Raw genomic sequence first — 14,418 nt, 5'->3', positions numbered from 1 at the left:
CGCGCGCATGGTGACGATCCCCCGGCTCGTCGTCGCCGCCCCCGCCTCGGGCGCGGGCAAGACCACCGTGGCGACCGGGCTGATGGCGGCGCTGACCACGCGCGGCCTGGCCGTCTCGCCGCACAAGGCGGGCCCCGACTACATCGACCCCGGCTATCACGCGCTCGCCACCGGCCGCCCCGGCCGCAACCTCGACGCGTACCTCGCCGGGGAGGACCTGGTCGCCCCGCTGTTCGCGCACGGCGCGCGCGGCGCGGACGTGGCGATCGTCGAGGGCGTGATGGGCCTCTTCGACGGGCGTGCCGCCACGTCCGAGGCGTCGACCGCGCACGTCGCCCGCCTGCTCGACGCGCCCGTGCTGCTCGTGGTGGACGCGTCGTCCCAGGCGGCGTCCGTCGCGGCCCTCGTGCACGGCTTCGCCACCTTCGACCGGTCCGTACGGATCGCCGGGGTGGTGCTGAACCGGGTGGGCTCGGCCCGCCACGAGGAGATCCTCCGCGAGGCGCTGCGGCCCCTGGGCGTCCCGGTGGCCGGGGCCCTGCCGCGTGAGGCGGCCGTGCACGTGCCGTCGCGGCACCTCGGCCTGGTGCCCGCCGCCGAACGCGACGCGCAGGCACGGCAGGCCGTCGCCGCCCTCGGGGCCCTGGTCGAACGGCACTGCGACCTCGATCTCGTGCTGCGCCTGGCCTCGGCGGCGTCGCCGCTCGCGGTCACGCCGTGGTCGGCCGCCGACGCGGTGGGAACCCCGGTGCCCGGCCGTCCCGTGGTCGCGGTGGCCGCCGGTGCCGCGTTCACGTTCTCCTACGCCGAGACTGCCGAACTGCTGGCCGCCGCCGGTGCCGAGGTGGCGTACGTCGATCCGCTGCGCGACGAGGCGCTGCCGCCCGGCACCCGGGCCCTGGTGATCGGCGGCGGATTCCCCGAGGTCCACGCCGCCGACCTGGCCGCCAACACGCCGCTCCGGGAGCAGGTCGCCCGGCTGGCGGCCCGCGGCGCGCCCATCGTGGCCGAGTGCGCGGGCCTGCTCTACCTGGCCGCCTCGCTCGACGGCGCGCCGATGTGCGGCGTGCTGCCCACGCGGGCGCGGATGACCGGCCGGCTGACGCTCGGCTACCGCGAGGCCGTACGGCCCGACGGCACGGTCGTGCGCGCCCACGAGTTCCACCGCACGGCCTGCTCCCCGCCCGCCGGGGACCCCCCGGCGTACGTGCTGCCGAAGCGGGAGGGGTTCGTCCGGGGCGGCGTGCACGCCTCCTATCTCCACCCCCACTGGGCGGGCACGCCCCGCCTGGCCCCCGAGCTCGTACGGGCCGCCGGGACCGCCGCATGAGGCCCGTGCTGACCGGGGTGGGCGTCGGCCCGGGCGACCCCGACCTGGTGACGGTGAAGGCCGTGCGCGTGCTGCGTGAGGCCGACGTCGTGGTGGTGCCGGTCGCCGACACCGGCGAGGAGGGCCGCGCCGAGCGGATCGTCCGCGCCCACACCGGGCGGGACGTGCTGCGGCTGGAGTTCGCCCTCAGCGATCCACCGGGGAGCGGCCCGCGCCGCGCCGCCGCCTGGGACGCGGCTGGGGCGGCCGTCGCCGCCACGTACGACACCGGCGCGCGGACGGTCGCGTTCGCGACGATCGGCGACCCCAACGTCTACAGCACCTTCACCTACCTGGCCGAGACCGTGCGCGGGCTCGTGCCGGAGGTGGAGGTCCGCACGGTCCCCGGCATCACCGCCATGCAGGCGCTCGCCGCGAGCAGCGGCACCGTCCTGGTCGAGGGCCGTGAGTCGCTCGCGCTGATGCCGCTGACGGCGGGGCTCGACGCCCTGCGCGGGGCGCTCGACGCCCACGACACCGTCGTCGCCTACAAGGGAGGACGCATGCTGCCCCAGGTCCTGGCCGCCGTCCGCGACTCCGGCCGCATCGGCGGCGCGGTGTACGGCGCGTCGCTCGGGCTGCCGGAGGAGGACGTGCGGCCCGCCGCCGGGCTCGATCCGGACGAGGCCGGGCCCTACCTGTCCGCGCTGCTGGTGACCCGGAAGCGCACGGGCCGGGGAGGCCGGCTGTGACCGGGCCTGTTCCGAGGGGCAGGGTGACCTTCGTCGGGGCGGGGCCGGGCGCGCCCGACCTGCTCACGCTGCGCGGCGCGGCGGCCATCGCCGAGGCCGACGTCGTGATCTGGGCCTCCAGCCTGGTCCATCCCGGCGTGATCGAGCACGCCCGCGACGGCACCCGGGTGGTCGACTCCGCCGCCGTGCCCCTGGAGGAGGCCGTCGCCCTGTATGAGGAGGCGGCCCGCGACGGGCTGCGCGTGGCCCGCGTGCACTCCGGCGACCCCGCCCTGTGGGGGGCGGTCCAGGAGCAGCTCGACCGGTGCGCCGCGCTCGGGCTGGAGACCGAGGTCGTGCCGGGGGTGTCCAGCTTCACCGCCGTCGCCGCCGCCGTACGGCGGGAGCTGACCGTGCCGGAGGTCGCGCAGTCGGTCGTGCTCACCCGGCTGGAGGGCGGCAAGACGCCCATGCCCGAGGGCGAGACCGTGCGGGAGTTCGCCGCGCACGGCACGACGATGGCGCTGTTCCTGTCGGCGGCCCGCGCGGGCCGGTTGCAGGAGGAGCTGCTGGCGGGCGGCTACCCGCCCGAGACGGCGTGCGTGGTCGGCTACCGGGTCACGTGGGAGGACGAGCTGGTGCTGCGCTGCCGCCTGGACGAGCTGGCGGCGACCATGCGCGCCCACCGGCTGTGGAAGCACACACTGGTGCTGGTCGGGCCCGCGCTGGAGGCCCACGGCACGCGCTCGCACCTCTATCACCCCGGTCACTTCCACGGCCACCGCCGGTCCGACCCTGCCGCCCGCCGAGCATTGCGGGGATCATGATGAGCGAGACCCCAGAACTGCGCGAGCCCGACCTGCCGCGCACGATGCGGGTGCGCAAGCGGGCGCTGCGCACCGGATGGACGACCGGCACCTGCGGGGCCGCCGCCGCCAAGGCCGCCAGCATCGCGCTCGCGCACGGCGACACCCCGTCCACGGTGGACACGCCGCTGCCGGGCGGCGGCCGGGTGACGCTGCCGGTCGACTCCTACGACGTGGCGGACGCGAAGGCCACGGCCGTCGTCGTCAAGGACGCGGGGGACGACCCCGACGTGACCCACGGCGCGCACCTGACCGCGACGGTGTCGTGGCGGCCCGAGGCCGGCATCGAACTGGACGGCGGCGTCGGCGTGGGCGTGGTCACCCGGCCCGGCCTCGGCCTGGAGGTCGGCGGCCCGGCCATCAACCCGGTGCCCCGGGCACAGATCACCCAGGCCGTCGGCGAGGTCGTCGACCTGGGCCGGCGCGGCGTCCGCGTGATCATCAGCGTGCCCGAGGGCGAGCGGATGGCCCGCAAGACCACCAACGCCAGGCTCGGCATCATCGGCGGCATCTCGATCCTCGGCACGACCGGGATCGTGCGGCCGTTCTCCACCGAGTCGTGGCGTTCCTCGGTCGTGCAGGCCATCGACGTGATGGCGGCGCAGGGTGAGCGCACGCTCGTGCTGTCCACGGGCGGGCGCACCGACCGCGCCGCGATGCGGCTGCGGCCCGACCTGCCGCCCGTGTGCTTCGTCGAGGTCGGCGACTTCACCGGGGCCGCGCTGCGCCGGGCCGTCGACGCGGGGCTCACCGACGTGCTGTTCGTCGGCATGGCCGGCAAGCTGACCAAGCTCGCGGCCGGGGTGCTGATGACCCACTACACCCGGTCGAAGATCGACAAGGACCTGCTGGCCCGGGTGACCCGCGAGGCCGGCGGCGGCGAGTCCCTGGCCGGGCGGGTCGGCGAGGCCAACACCGCCCGGCACGCGTACGAGCTGTGGGAGGCCGCCGGGCTGCTCGAACCCGCCGGGCGGGTGTTGTGCGCCCGGGTCAAGGACGTGCTTGAGCGGTTCTGCGACGGCGCGCTCACCGCCTCGGTGATCATGGTCGATCCGGACGGGAACGCGCCGGTCGCCTCCAGCGCGGAGGCACCCGGGTGGTGACGCGGATGGTGACGCGGATGGTGACGCGGGTGGTGACCGTCATCGGCGTCGACGGACGGCCGCTCGCCTCCTGGGCGGCCGCGCGGCTGGCCGAGGCGACGCTGGTCGCCGGCGCCGCCCGTCACCTGGACGCGCTGTCCATCCCCCGGCAGGCGGAGCGCGTCGTGCTGGGGAACGTCACGGCGGGCGTGCGGGCCCTCGCGGGCCACGACGGCCCGGCCGTCGTGCTCGCCTCGGGCGACCCCGGGTTCTTCGGCCTCGTCCGCCTGCTGCGCGAGCACGGCCTGGACGTCGAGGTCGCGCCCGCCGTCTCCTCGGTCGCGGCGGCCTTCGGCCTGGCCGGGCTGAACTGGGACGACGCCGTCGTGGTGAGCGCGCACGGGCGCGACCCCCGCCGGGCGGTCAACGCCTGCCGGGCGCTGGCGAAGGTCGCCGTGCTCACCGCCCCCGGCGCGGGTCCCGCCGAGATCGGCGCGGCGCTGCGCGGCTGGCCGCGCCGTCTCCTGGTCGCCGAACGCCTCGGGGCCGCCGATCAGCGGGTCACCCCGTGCACGCCCGAGGAGGCCGCCGGGAGGGAGTGGGCCGGCCCCAGCGTGGTGCTGTGCCTGGCGGACGGCCCGTCTCCGCGTGGCTGGGCCGCGCCGCCGAACCCGGCTCCGGAACGGTGGGGCCTGCCCGAGGAGCGCTTCGAGCACCGCGACGGCATGATCACCAAGGCGGAGGTGCGGGCGCTGGCCCTCGCGCATCTCGGTCCCCGCGTGGGCGACCTGGTGTGGGATCTCGGCTGCGGCAGTGGTTCCGTGGCCGTCGAGGCGGCCCGTTTCGGCGCCGCCGTCGTCGCCGTCGACCGCGATCCCGCCCAGTGCGACCGCACCCGCCGCAACGCCGCCGCGTACGGCGTCGAGGTGCGGGTGGTGCACGGCGCGGCCCCCGGCTGCCTGGCCGGGCTCCCCGCCCCGGACGCCGTGTTCGTGGGCGGCGGCGGGCCGGGCGTGGTGAGCCACGTGGCGGCCCTCGGCGCGCGGGCCGTGGTCGTCGCGCTCGCCGCCGTCGACCGGCTGCCCGCCGTACGCGACGCGCTGGCCACGGCGTCGTACGAGGTCGGGGGCGTGTCGCTGGCGGCGAGCAGGTTCGGCGCGCTGCCGGACGGCGCGACCAGGCTCGTGGCCGCCAATCCCGTCTTTCTCGTGTGGGGGCATCGATGACGGTCATCGGACTGGTCACCGCGACCAAGGCGGGCCGGGCCGCCGCCGCGCTGCTGGAGCGGGCGTGGCCGCACACTCGGTCGTATCCGGTGGCCGACCTGGCGCGGGCCTGGCGCGAATGCGACCGCATCGTGTGCTTCCTCGCGACCGGCGCCACCGTACGGCTGATCGCCCCGCTGCTGGGCGGCAAGCACGAGGACCCCGGGGTGGTCTGCGTGGACGAGGCGCGCCGCTTCGCCGTGGCCCTGATCGGGGGTCATGGCGACGGTCATAGTGGGGGTTCCAACCGGCTCGCGCACGAGGTCGCCGACGTGCTCGGCGCGACTCCCGTCGTCACCACCGCGACCGACGCCACCGGGACGGGCGCGCTCGACACGCTCGGCCTGCCGGTCGAGGGCGACGTGGCGGCCGTGACCCGTGCGCTCCTCGATGGTGAGGGCGTGACGCTCACCGCCGACGCCACCTGGCCGCTGCCGCCCCTGCCCGTCGTCGCGGCGGAGACGCCGCGTCCGCCGTGTGTCGTGGTCACCGACCGGCTCGTGGAACCGCCCCGCCCGGCCGTCGTCGTCCGGCCGCCGAGCCTCGTCGTCGGCGTCGGCGCGAGCCGGGGCGTCGCCGCCGAGGAGGTCCTCGCGCTCATCCGTGAGGCGCTCGCCGATGCCGGGCTGTCGCCCCGCTCGGTCGTCCGCCTGGCCACCGCCGACGTGAAGGCGGACGAGGCCGGGATCGTCGAGGCCGCCCGCACGCTCGGCGTGCCGCTCGTCACCCACCCCGCCGAGCGGCTCGCCCGGGTCGAGGTGCCGCACCCCAGCGAGGTCGTCCGCCGGGCGGTCGGCACCCCCAGCGTGGCGGAGGCCGCCGCGCTCGCCGGCGGCGGCGAGCTCGTGGTGCCCAAGCGCAGGTCGGCGATGGCGACCGCGGCCGTCGCACGGCTGCGGCCCCGCGGCAGGCTCGCGATCGTCGGCCTCGGCCCCGGCGCCCGCGACCTGATGACCCCGCGCGCCGTCGCCGAAGTGCGCCGCTGTGGCTACCTCGTCGGCCTCGACCAGTACGTCGACCAGATCCGCGACCTGCTGCGCCCCGGCACGCGTGTCATCGCGTCGGGCCTCGGCGCGGAGGAGGAACGCGCCCGCACCGCCGTACGGCTGGCCCGCGAGGGGCACGCGGTCGCGCTCGTCGGCAGCGGCGATGCGGGCGTCTACGCGATGGCCGCGCCGGCACTCGAATTCGCCGACGACACCTTCGATGTGGTGAGTGTGCCGGGGGTGACGGCCATGCTCGCCGCCGGCGCGCTGCTCGGCGCGCCGCTCGGCCACGACCACTGCGCGATCAGCCTGTCCGACCTGCACACCCCATGGGAGGCGATCGAACGGCGTGTGCGGGCGGCGGCCGACGCCGACCTCGTCGTGGCCTTCTACAACCCCCGCTCGCGCGGGCGCGACCGGCAGCTTCCCCGGGCGCTGGAGATCCTCGCCGAACGGCGCGGGCCCGGCACCCCGGCGGGAGTGGTGACCGACGCGACCCGCCCCGGGGAGAGCGTCACGCTGACCACGCTCGGCCGGCTCGACGTGTCCGCCGTGACCATGCGCAGTCTCGTGATCGTCGGCGCCACGTCCAGCAGGGTCGTGGCGGGCCGCTTCGTGACGCCGAGGGGGTACGCGTGGCAGCCCTCGCCTACCTAGTAACCGAGGCGTGCGCCGGATGCGGCGCCTGCCTGCTCACCTGTCCCGAGCACGCGATCCGTCCCAGTGGCCGGCCCGGTGATCGGCCCGGTGATCGGCCCGACAGCCGGCCCGGCGCTTCGCTCGTCGTGCTCGACAGCCGGTGCACCCGCTGCGGCGAGTGCGCCGAGGTATGCCCCGTCGACGCCGTACTGGAGGTGCGGGCGTGAGTGTCGAAACCCACAGTGTCGAAACCCACAGTGTCGAATCCCACGGGGCCTGGACGCCCCGCGAACGGGCCAGGATCGGCGGCATCGTCGCCGTCGTCGCCGCCCTGCACATCGCGGGCTGGGCGCTCTACCTCTACTACGCGAACGGCCTGGCCGGGGCCGGGGCGTTCGCGGGCGCCGGGACGCTCGCCTACAGCCTCGGCGTCCGCCACGCCTTCGACGCCGACCACATCGCCGCCATCGACGACACGACCCGGCTCATGATGCAGCGGGGCCGCCGTCCCGTCGGCGTCGGCTTCTTCTTCGCCCTGGGCCACTCGACCGTCGTCCTGGTGCTCGCCATGATCGTCGCGGCCGCCGCGGGAGCGGCGGCGGCCGGGGACGGCGTCGAGGAACTCCGGCACGTCGGCGGCCTGGTGTCCCAGGTGGTCGCCATGTCGTTCCTGCTGCTCGTCGCCGTCCTCAACGCTCTCGTCCTCGCCGGGGTGATCGGCCTGTGGCGCCGGATGACACGCGGCACGCTCGACCGGAACGAGCTGGAGGTGCTGCTGCTCAACCGCGGCCTGCTCAACCGGATGCTCGGCCGCCGGGCGCGCGGGCTGATCCGGTCGTCGTGGCACATGTATCCCGTCGGCATCCTGTTCGGGCTCGGCCTGGAGACCGCCAGCGAGGTCACGTTGCTCGCGCTGTCGGCAGGCACGGCGGCGCAGGGCGGGCTGCCCGCCCTCGCGGTGCTGACCCTGCCCCTGCTGTTCGCGGCCGGGATGACCGCCTGCGACACCGCCGACAGCCTGCTGATGTCGCGCGCCTACTCCTGGGCGCACCGCAGCCCCGCCCGGCGGCTCTACTACAACGCGGCGACGACCGGGATGACCGTCGTCGTGGCCGCCTTCATCGCGAGCGTCTACCTCGCCGGGCTGCTGACCGAGGCAGCCGGGACCGGTGGGCTCGGGGGACTCCGCGGACCTCTCGCGGCGTACGCGTCGCTCGCCGAGCACTTCGAGATGCTCGGCTACGTCATCGTCGCCGCATTCGCCGTCGTCTGGGCGGGCGCCGCCATCGTGTGGCGGCTGTCCGGGCTCGGCCGGAGGTACGCCGAATGAGGATCGTGCACCCCATCGAGGCGAGGTCGTACGAGATCCTGCGCTCCCGGGCCGACACCTCCGGGCTGCCGCCGCTGACCCGCGCCGTGACCGAGCGGGTCATCCACGCGAGCGCCGACCTCGGCTACCTGGCCGACCTCGTCGTCTCCGCCGAGGAGGACCTGCGGCGGGCCGCGGACGCCCTGCGCGCCGGCGCCCCCGTGGTCACCGACGTCGAGATGGTCGCGGCCGGGATCACCGCCGTCGCCCCCGTCTGCCACGTACGCCGGGCCGTCGCGCGGGACGGCCTGACCCGCAGCGCCGCCGCCGTCCACCTGGCGTACGACGAGGTGGGCCCGGGGGCGGTGTGGGCCGTGGGCAACGCTCCCACCGCGCTGGAGGAGATCCTGCGCCTCGGCGTCCGCCCCGCGCTCGTCGTCGGCCTGCCCGTCGGGTTCGTCGGCGCGGCCGAGAGCAAGGCCGCCCTGCGCGCGTCGGGACTGCCCGCGGTCAGCAACCGCGGCGAGAAGGGCGGTTCGGCGGTCGCCGCCGCCGCCGTCAACGCACTTCTGTACGCCTCAGAAGATCGGGAGGATCCACTATGACCGGCTCGCCGGCGCTGCTCCTCGTCGGCCACGGCACGCGGGACCCGGCCGGAGTCCGCGGCTTCCACCTGCTGGTCGAGGAGGTGGCCGCCCTGTCCCCCGTCCCGGTCGCCGGCGGGTTCATCGAACTGTCCTACCCGCCGCTGCGTGAGGCGGTCGCGACGCTGACCAGGGCCGGGCACACGAGGCTCGGCGTGGTTCCGCTCGTGCTGGTCGCGGCCGGGCACGCCAAGGGCGACGTGCCCGCCGCGCTGCGCCGGGAGGCGCTCCGCCACCCCGGCCTCGGCTACGCGTACGGCAGGCCGCTCGGGCCGCACCCCACCCTGCTCCAGTTGCTCGACGAGCGGCTCGACGCGGTGCTCGACCCGTCCGAGCGCCCGGAGACCACCGTCGTGCTCGTCGGCCGCGGCTCCTCCGACCCCGACGCGAACGCCGAACACGTCAAGGTGGCCCGGCTGCTGTGGGAGGGACGCGGCCTGGCCGGAGTCGAGCCCGCGTTCATCAGCCTCGCCGATCCCGGCGTGCCGGCCGCGCTCGAACGGGCCCGGCTGCTCGGCGCCCGCCGGATCGTCGTCCTGCCCTACTTCCTGTTCAGCGGCGTGCTCCCGGACCGTACGGCCGAGCAGGCACGGGAGTGGGCCGCGGCGCACCCCGAGGTCGAGGTGCGCTGCGCCGACGTGATCGGGCCCGCGCCCGCGCTGGCCGGCCTCGTGCTGGAGCGCTACCACGAGGCGCTGCGCGGCGACATCCGGATGAACTGCGACACCTGTCTCTACCGGGTGCCGTTGCCGGGCCACGAGCACCGGGTGGGCGCCGCCCAGCACCCGCACCACCATCCCGATGACCCGGCGCACGTGCACGCCTAGGAGAGGCTGCTAGGAGAGGTTGCGCAGGAGGGTGGTGAGGGTCGTGCCGAGCGGGGCGTCGAAGGTCATCAGCGCCTCCCCGTCGCCCCGGGTCGGCCCCTGGTTGATGATCGCGACGGGAATCGAACGGGCGGCGGCGCGCCGGACGAACCGGTAACCCGACATGACGGTCAGCGAGGATCCCAGGACGAGCAGCAGACCGGCCCGCTCGGTCAGCGCGTAGCACTCCTTGACCCGTGACGGCGGCACGTTCTCGCCGAAGAACACCACGTCGGGCTTGAGCACGCCGCCGCAGCCCCCGCAGTCCACGGTGCGGAACGTCTCGATCTCGTCCGCGTCCAGGACGGCGTCGCCGTCCGGGTTGATCATCTCCGAGCTGGCCTGCCAGCCGGGGTTGGCGGCCCGCAGGCGCCGGTCGAGCGCCTCCCGCGAGCTGCGCTGGCCGCAGCCCAGGCAGCGCACCCGGTGCAGGCTGCCGTGCAGTTCGACGACCTCGCGCGCGCCCGCCGCCTGGTGCAGGCCGTCGACGTTCTGCGTGATGACCCCCGCGACCAGGCCGCGACGCTGCAGCTCGGCGACCGCCCGGTGCCCGGCGTTGGGCGCGGCGTCCACGATGTGACGCCACCCCAGGTGGCTGCGTGCCCAATAACGCCTGCGGGCGGGGGCGCTGCTCACGAACGTCTGGTAGGTCATCGGCTCGGCCCTGCGCCTGCGCCCGGTCTCACCGCGGTAGTCCGGGATCCCCGACTCGGTCGACAGACCGGCCCCGCTGAGGATCACCACCTCGCCGTCGGCCACGAGATCGGTCAGCAGTCCCAACCGCTCGGCAATACCCGCGTCGTGTGCCACAGTCACGCATCCATGGTGCCCCAACCTGCGCACAGGTCAGCCCCGCCCCTCCCCCAGCCGTACGTCGAAGATGACCTCGACCTCGTCGCGCAGCTTGAGCGCTCCGAAAAACGCGGTGTAGGGGCGGATGCCCCACTCGGACTGCACAACGGTGGCCCGGCCGCGGGCCCGTCCCTCCTCGATCGCGCCGTACACCGTGACCGGCCGCGTGACGCCTGCGATGGTCAGATCCCCGTCGATGTGGAACGCGTCGGGATCCCCCTCGACGCGGGTCGAGCGGAACGTGACCAGAGGGTGTCGATCCGCCTTGAGGACCTTCTCGCGCATGTTCTTCTCGATCTCTACCCGGTCGGAGTCGGTGAGCGGCTTGACCCCGCCCGTGCCCTCCCTGACCCGCATCGAGGCCACCTCGGCCTCCAGCGTCACCCGGCAGCCCGCCGGGTCGTCCGGCGTCACCACGGCCTCGCCCCGCCACCGGGTCACCTCGATCGTCAGATCGTGCCCGGCCTTGGCGCCCAGCCCGGCGCGCCCGGTGAGGACCAGGAGCCGGCCGGACCTCGGCCCCAACGCGTACGTGCCCGCCTCGACGTCCATTTCGTGGGCATTCCCACGGAACGGGCCGGGGATGTCGGTGCCGGATGACATGGTGGGCATCCGATCCCCCCCCAGAAGGAGATGGATCATGAGCGAACCCATGTCGTTCACGCTGCGGCCCGTCGGAGTCGTACGCTCCACGCTTACCGATCGCACCGAAGCTCCCCGGCAGGGGCGTGAGGGCGCGCCGGACGCCTGGCTGGAGATCGATCCCGCAGTCGGGGAGGCCCTCGACGGGATGACAACGGGCGACGAGGTGCTCGTCCTCACCTGGTTCCACCAGGCCGACCGCGAAACCCTGCGGGTCCACCCGCGCGGGGAGACGAGCAACCCGCTGGCCGGCGTGTTCGCCACCCGCTCCCCCGACCGCCCCAACCCCATCGGCCTGCACCGGGTCACGGTCCTGGAGACCGACCCCGCACGGGGCCTGCGCGTGCATCCACTGGAGGCCATCGACGGCACACCTGTGATCGACATCAAGCCCGTGCTCGACGCGACCGAGCGGTGACACCCTTCCGCCTTTACGTTGTAGATTCGCTTGACACGCGCCGGATTCTGCCCAGGCGGTGGTAGGTGAAGGCCCAGCGGTCTTCGCCTTCTTTGCGGCGGGTGTAGCGGTCGGGGTGCTGGTAGCGGTCGCGGTTGTGGAACTGGCAGGCCGGACCGAGGAGCTTCAGGTCGGTGAGGCCGCCGGTGCTCCAGTTGTCGGCGTGGTCGATCTGGCACATGGTCGCTGGGAGCGGGCAGCCGTCGACCCAGCACGTGGCATACCGGGCGAAGATGGCCCGGCGCTGGGCAGGAGTCGCCAGGCGGACCTTGCGGCCCATGTCCAGGACCTGCCCGTCGGCGTTCATGACGATCCGGACCAACGTGCTGGTGCGGGCGAGGCGGTGCACGCTGGAGACGGGCAGCACCTGCCCGGTCGCCAGCAACAACCCTGGCGCGGTCCCCGGCGCCATCCCCAACGACGCACCAAGCGACAACACCCCGGGCGGCCCGCCTGCCGACGCTCCCAGCGCCGTCCCCAGCGTTCCCGGTATGTCCTGGCCATGCCGGTAGTCCCCCGCAGGCCCAGGCCCGGCGTGGGTGTGACGTGCGTAGGCGTCCTCGGGAGGAGGATCCGGCCGCGCTGCCTCCGAGGGTGCTGCCTCCGACGGCGGCGCATCCCAAGCCGCCGCGCCTGAAGACGCTGTGTCCGAAGGTGCTGTGTGCGAATGCCCGCCACCGGCGGCGAGGCATGCTGACCCGGCCCGCGTGGCGTGCGGTGCTCCAGACTGGACCGCAGCGCGGTCGCCGTCGCCGCCTGTGGCGGGCGCGGTCTCGTGGCGCTCGGCAGAGCTGGTGCTGACGGTCTCTCCGCCCTCGGCGGAGGCGATGCTTGCAGTGTCGCGCAGCTCGCACTCGCCGGGCCGCCGCTCACCGGCATCGCTACCCGTACCGGCACCTGCCTCGGCCTCGGCAGTGTCGAACTCGTCGGCTTCGGCGGGCGCAGGGGCGCCAGTGTTGTCGGCGTCGGGACAGTCGGTGCCGCCCGCAGCGCCGGGGTCGCCCATCACGCCGGAGGTGGCGCCCTCGGCCCCGGTGGGGTCGTCGGCGCTTCCGGCGTCGCTGTCGCAGTCGCCGGTGGCAACAGCCTCGCTCGGGGCCTCGGAGCTTCCGGCGGGGTCGGGAGCGTAGTCGCTGGGGGCGCTGTCGCCGAGGTCCGCCAAGTAGTGGCTGACGTCGTCGGCGGTGGCCGGGTCGGCGGGGTATGGGTCGTCGGCGGTGGGGTCGGTGGTTTCGGGGTCGGTGGGGAGGGATTCGGCGCTGACCACGACGAGGAGCTCGGTGACGATCTTCTGCTCCAGCAGGGCGATCAGCGCGTCCGCCTGACGTACCGTCAGCGGGCGGTCATCCCCCTGCGCCCTCAGCTTGGCGTACGCCTGCAACAACGCCATCAACCGGGCGCCGGCCTCACGCGGCAGGTAGAACTCCCCTTCCACGCCGCCGCCCTTGCCCGGGCGGACCCGCAGGAACCGCCGCCCGTAATCGGCCCGCTCATCCCGCTCTTCCCCATCGGGGTCCAGCACCGCCCGCAGATGGCGGCCGGCCTTGGCGACCTCCGCCGCCCCGGCCTTGCCCGCAAGGTCCACCAAGATCGGCTCCGCCAGGCCGGCCTGCTCATCCGATAGTCCGGCCACAGCGGCGCAGATGGCCTCCACCACCCCCGCCGCCAACTCACCCGTGGCGAACTTCTCCCGCACCTTGGGGAGGCGCTGCAGTTCCGCCCCCAACGTGAGCAGGCGGCCCGCACCACCCACCGTCATCCCCCCACTGGTGCGCAACCAGCACCGGGTGGAGGCATGCCCATGCTGCCTGGCCTGCCCCGCACGATGCACCCGCCCCACCCGATCGGCCAGCGCGCAGGTGATCCGATCCCGGGCGAACAGCAACTCCTCCGCCTCGGCCAGGCACACATCCACGTCATCGGGAAGCGGCGTCAGCGCCAGCTCTTGGGCCACCTCACGAACCGACCCCACCACCACCCACGACGACCGCACACCACCCCGACCCCGACCACGGCCACGATCACGCCCACCCACACCGCCGGAAGCACCCCCACCCGCACCGTCGGAAGCACCCGCACCCGCACTCGGGCCGGCCGCGCCAGGACCATCCGCGCCGGTGCCGTTCGTGCCAGCAGCGCCCGCGCCATCGGCAGCACCACGCGCGGCACCAAAGCCAGCGCCATCCGCGCCAGCGGCATCTCCACGGGCGGCACCCGCGTCAGGGCCATTCGCGCCAGCGGCAGCCGCACCATCACAAGCCCCGCGCACGGCACCGGCGGCAGCCGCGCCAGCGGCAGCCGCACCATCAGCATCCCCTCCACGGGCGGCATCGGCGTCAGATCCCGCACTGTCGGCGGCCCAACGCGCGGCGTTCGCGTCAACGCTGTCCGTGCCAGCACCGCTCATGCCAGCGGCATTCGTACCGGTGGCAGTCCCACGCGTGGCGTCCGCGTTGTCTGCCTCTGCGCCGTCGACAGCTCCACACGCGGTATCCGCGCCAGCGCCGTCCATTCCAACGGCATTCGCACCGGCGGCATCCCTACGCGTGGCGTCTGCGCTGTCGGTATCGGTGCCTGGGACGTCCGTGGTCTCGGCGCCTGGGGCGTCCGCCTCCGAGGCATCCGTGCTTGCGGTTCCGGGTGCGTCGGCGGGCCGCCGGGGCTCGAAGTTGATGATCGGGAAGGGATCGCGGGCGGATGAACCGTCGGACGACCACAGCGGCGAATTGGCGATCAGACGGTCCCACCAGCCGTCGTCAGGGGTGTTCGA

General features: G+C 74.8%; 15 protein-coding genes. 11 read left to right on the top strand and 4 right to left on the bottom strand.

The genetic code is table 11. The features are described 5' to 3' along the window. The first annotated feature begins 7 nt into the window (after positions 1-7). The 10 genes from OHB01_RS28605 to OHB01_RS28560 are packed head-to-tail and all read left to right on the top strand — an operon-like array spanning position 8 to position 9,658. Positions 8-1,330, top strand: a complete 1,323-nt coding sequence (locus tag OHB01_RS28605; RefSeq protein ID WP_328854223.1) for a cobyrinate a,c-diamide synthase — start codon at positions 8-10, stop codon at positions 1,328-1,330. Continuing rightward, positions 1,327-2,061 (top strand): precorrin-2 C(20)-methyltransferase, encoded by a 735-nt coding sequence (cobI, locus tag OHB01_RS28600; protein ID WP_142648494.1) that lies wholly within the window; start codon positions 1,327-1,329, stop codon positions 2,059-2,061. Before OHB01_RS28605 ends, cobI begins: the two co-directional genes overlap by 4 nt. Next, complete coding sequence (cobM, locus tag OHB01_RS28595; RefSeq protein WP_328854222.1) at positions 2,058-2,867, top strand: precorrin-4 C(11)-methyltransferase; 810 nt, start codon at positions 2,058-2,060, stop codon at positions 2,865-2,867. The genes cobI and cobM overlap by 4 nt, the downstream gene beginning before the upstream one ends. Further along, on the top strand, positions 2,864-4,009 hold the full coding sequence (locus OHB01_RS28590; protein WP_142648492.1) for a cobalt-precorrin-5B (C(1))-methyltransferase: 1,146 nt from the start codon (positions 2,864-2,866) through the stop codon (positions 4,007-4,009). The genes cobM and OHB01_RS28590 overlap by 4 nt, the downstream gene beginning before the upstream one ends. Before the next feature lie 5 nt (positions 4,010-4,014). Next, positions 4,015-5,214 carry a precorrin-6y C5,15-methyltransferase (decarboxylating) subunit CbiE gene (gene cbiE, locus OHB01_RS28585; protein WP_328854221.1) on the top strand — a complete coding sequence of 400 codons (1,200 nt, stop codon included), beginning with the start codon at positions 4,015-4,017 and terminating at the stop codon, positions 5,212-5,214. Beyond that, a complete protein-coding gene (cobJ, locus tag OHB01_RS28580; protein WP_142648490.1) occupies positions 5,211-6,896 on the top strand; it encodes a precorrin-3B C(17)-methyltransferase in 1,686 nt (561 codons plus the stop codon). Before cbiE ends, cobJ begins: the two co-directional genes overlap by 4 nt. Further along, positions 6,875-7,105 (top strand): 4Fe-4S binding protein, encoded by a 231-nt coding sequence (locus OHB01_RS28575; RefSeq protein WP_187280773.1) that lies wholly within the window; start codon positions 6,875-6,877, stop codon positions 7,103-7,105. The genes cobJ and OHB01_RS28575 overlap by 22 nt, the downstream gene beginning before the upstream one ends. After that, positions 7,102-8,208, top strand: a complete 1,107-nt coding sequence (locus OHB01_RS28570; protein WP_222709662.1) for a HoxN/HupN/NixA family nickel/cobalt transporter — start codon at positions 7,102-7,104, stop codon at positions 8,206-8,208. Before OHB01_RS28575 ends, OHB01_RS28570 begins: the two co-directional genes overlap by 4 nt. After that, positions 8,205-8,792 (top strand): precorrin-8X methylmutase, encoded by a 588-nt coding sequence (locus tag OHB01_RS28565; protein ID WP_142648487.1) that lies wholly within the window; start codon positions 8,205-8,207, stop codon positions 8,790-8,792. The genes OHB01_RS28570 and OHB01_RS28565 overlap by 4 nt, the downstream gene beginning before the upstream one ends. Beyond that, positions 8,789-9,658 (top strand): sirohydrochlorin chelatase, encoded by an 870-nt coding sequence (locus OHB01_RS28560; protein ID WP_142648486.1) that lies wholly within the window; start codon positions 8,789-8,791, stop codon positions 9,656-9,658. Before OHB01_RS28565 ends, OHB01_RS28560 begins: the two co-directional genes overlap by 4 nt. 9 nt (positions 9,659-9,667) lie before the next feature. On the opposite strand, the gene OHB01_RS28555 is transcribed toward OHB01_RS28560, so the two are convergent. Together OHB01_RS28555 and OHB01_RS28550 are read right to left on the bottom strand one after the other, a co-directional pair. Beyond that, positions 9,668-10,513 (bottom strand): NAD-dependent protein deacetylase, encoded by an 846-nt coding sequence (locus OHB01_RS28555; protein ID WP_328854220.1) that lies wholly within the window; start codon positions 10,511-10,513, stop codon positions 9,668-9,670. Between the two features lie 30 nt (positions 10,514-10,543). Next, positions 10,544-11,152: a YceI family protein gene (locus tag OHB01_RS28550; RefSeq protein ID WP_261985948.1), complete on the bottom strand. Its 609-nt coding sequence runs from the start codon at positions 11,150-11,152 to the stop codon at positions 10,544-10,546. Between the two features lie 37 nt (positions 11,153-11,189). On the opposite strand from OHB01_RS28550, the gene tsaA reads away from it, so the two are divergent. Beyond that, entirely contained in the window at positions 11,190-11,609 is a 420-nt protein-coding gene (gene tsaA / locus OHB01_RS28545) for a tRNA (N6-threonylcarbamoyladenosine(37)-N6)-methyltransferase TrmO (protein WP_261985949.1), read from the top strand. 13 nt (positions 11,610-11,622) lie between these two features. Here tsaA and OHB01_RS28540 read toward each other — a convergent pair whose 3' ends face one another. Next, positions 11,623-13,602, bottom strand: a complete 1,980-nt coding sequence (locus OHB01_RS28540; RefSeq protein WP_328854219.1) for a DUF222 domain-containing protein — start codon at positions 13,600-13,602, stop codon at positions 11,623-11,625. After that, the gene (locus tag OHB01_RS28535; RefSeq protein ID WP_328854218.1) at positions 13,581-13,979 is read right to left on the bottom strand and encodes a hypothetical protein; all 399 of its coding nucleotides are present in this window, start codon (positions 13,977-13,979) and stop codon (positions 13,581-13,583) included. The genes OHB01_RS28540 and OHB01_RS28535 overlap by 22 nt, the downstream gene beginning before the upstream one ends. Positions 13,980-14,418: the final 439 nt, after the last annotated feature.

Origin of the sequence: Microbispora hainanensis (assembly GCF_036186745.1) — a bacterium.
GTDB lineage: Bacteria > Actinomycetota > Actinomycetes > Streptosporangiales > Streptosporangiaceae > Microbispora.
Note: the sequence above shows the minus strand (reverse complement) of the source record. Positions and strands in the feature narration are given on the sequence as shown.